At 49.5% G+C, this 1,804-nt stretch carries 3 protein-coding genes; 2 read left to right on the top strand and 1 reads right to left on the bottom strand.

The annotated features are described in order from the left end of the window. Both AAH187_RS00140 and AAH187_RS00135 read left to right on the top strand, forming a co-directional pair. Positions 1 to 181: hypothetical protein (locus tag AAH187_RS00140; RefSeq protein WP_342346400.1), on the top strand; the 181-nt coding region annotated here is incomplete at its 5' end. Positions 182 to 262: 81 nt separating this feature from the next. Beyond that, positions 263 to 496 (top strand): hypothetical protein, encoded by a 234-nt coding sequence (locus AAH187_RS00135; protein WP_342346399.1) that lies wholly within the window; start codon positions 263 to 265, stop codon positions 494 to 496. Between the two features lie 253 nt (positions 497 to 749). Here the strand turns inward: AAH187_RS00135 and atpG are convergent, their stop codons facing one another. Beyond that, on the bottom strand, positions 750 to 1,628 hold the full coding sequence (gene atpG, locus AAH187_RS00130) for an ATP synthase F1 subunit gamma (RefSeq protein ID WP_342346398.1): 879 nt from the start codon (positions 1,626 to 1,628) through the stop codon (positions 750 to 752). Positions 1,629 to 1,804: the final 176 nt, after the last annotated feature.

The following is a 1,804-nucleotide window of genomic DNA, read 5'->3' as shown; positions in this document are numbered from 1 at the left end:
ATTCAATTCGCCCTCCTTGACAGTTCGTCTGAAACGCACCTCACACCTGACGCTTAGTCTGGAAGCGGTGTCTCAAGCCATGAACCAAGCGGACTTTTTTACTCTCATTGGAGTTGGGCCAGAAAAGTCTGAATCCATTCGTTCAGTTCTGGGATGGCAATGGTACAGGAGATGTGATTGATTCTACAGTGAACACAATAGTATATTGGTGTCTCTATCAACAATATTTATGATGAAGATGATTCAAAAAAGGAGAAGACGCATGGTTCGAACATTCCTGGTTGTGATGGCCATTTCCATGGTGGGATTGGTGGGATGTGGTGCGAGTCCGGAGGAACGGAAGGCGGACGCCGATGCCCAAATTTCCGAAGAAAAAGTCAAAATCATCCAGCAGTACACTGAATGTCTGGCTAAGTATGAAGGGCAGAAAGACGTGTCTGAAAAGTGCGCCCATTATAAGGAGGCTTCGGAGGCCTTTATTCAAAAAAGCGAATAAGGGATTTGGAAGCTAAAAGTCTCTTTTAGTCGCAAATTTTCTCTGTGAGGTACTGGAAAAACCAGCCAGATGTCGGTGGGCCAATGCGAGCCTCGAGCTAAGAAATTCATAAAAACAGGGCAGGATACCCCTCAGCTTGCTGAGGGGAGGAATGCGCAAATGTAATTAGACAATACATTTGAAAGATGCCAACCAGCTTGCTGGGGGGATCTTCACTGAAGATCTTCCCCCTTACCTGCTTTCTGCAAGTTGGCTATTTGAGGGCTTCGGCTCCGCCCACTATGTCCATTAGTTCCTTGGTAATGGTTTCCTGACGGCTCCTGTTATATTTGAGACTGAGTTGCTTGATGAGTTCTCCGGCGTTACGAGTAGCGCCATCCATGGCCGCCATTCTTGCGGATTGTTCGGCAGCAGAGGATTCCAATAAGATGCGGAATACCTGGCCCTGGGCATACTTGGGAAGCAATGTCCCGAGCAACTCCTCCTGATCGGGTTCATACAGATAGCCGCCTCCGGATGGCGCCGGCGCCTCAGCCGCTCCGAATTCCTTCAGGGGTTCGATAGGAAAGACTTTATCCACAACAACCTGCTGTTGGACCACGTTTTTAAACTCGTTATACACGATATATCCCTCATCAAAAGCCCCCGCGGTAAACGCTTCTACGGCAGCCCATCCGACTTCGAGTGCGTGCTCATAGGTCAATCGGTCAAACACATTCACATTCGGATCGCGAATGGGCCAATGACGGCGGCGAAAGTACTCGTTCCCTTTCCGGCCGACGACACCGACGATGACCTTCGCCCCTGTTTCCTCGCATTTCTGGATCATCTGGGTGGCTTTGCGAATCACGTTCATATTGAACGCTCCGCACAATCCACGGTCACTCGTCACGACGGTCACTTGAATAATCTTGACCGGGCGTTTTTGGAATAGGGGGTGGACAGATTGATTGACCCGACCGCTCAGGTTGGCAAGCACACGGCGTAATTCTTGTCCATACGGGCGAAACGCAAGAATTCGCTGCTGTGCACGGCGGAGTTTGGATGCAGCCACCAACTTCATGGCCTTTGTGATCTTTTGTGTGCTCTTGACCGAGCCGATTTTACGGCGTAAGGCCTGAAGATTTGCCATCCCTGCTCCTCCCACATCTTGAATGCGAACTTGTGAATTGAATCATGAGCTTTCTATTTCTTCTTCTTACATTTTCTTACATTCCAACCTTGAATTGTATGCCTTCTCATCCGGATCAGGATCAGACGAAGAAAGGCCTGCGAACCAGAACCGCGTGCCCTCCACATCGGGTTCTT

It is taken from the genome of uncultured Nitrospira sp. (genome assembly GCA_902500695.1).
GTDB lineage: Bacteria > Nitrospirota > Nitrospiria > Nitrospirales > UBA8639 > Nitrospira_E.
Note: the sequence above shows the minus strand (reverse complement) of the source record. Positions and strands in the feature narration are given on the sequence as shown.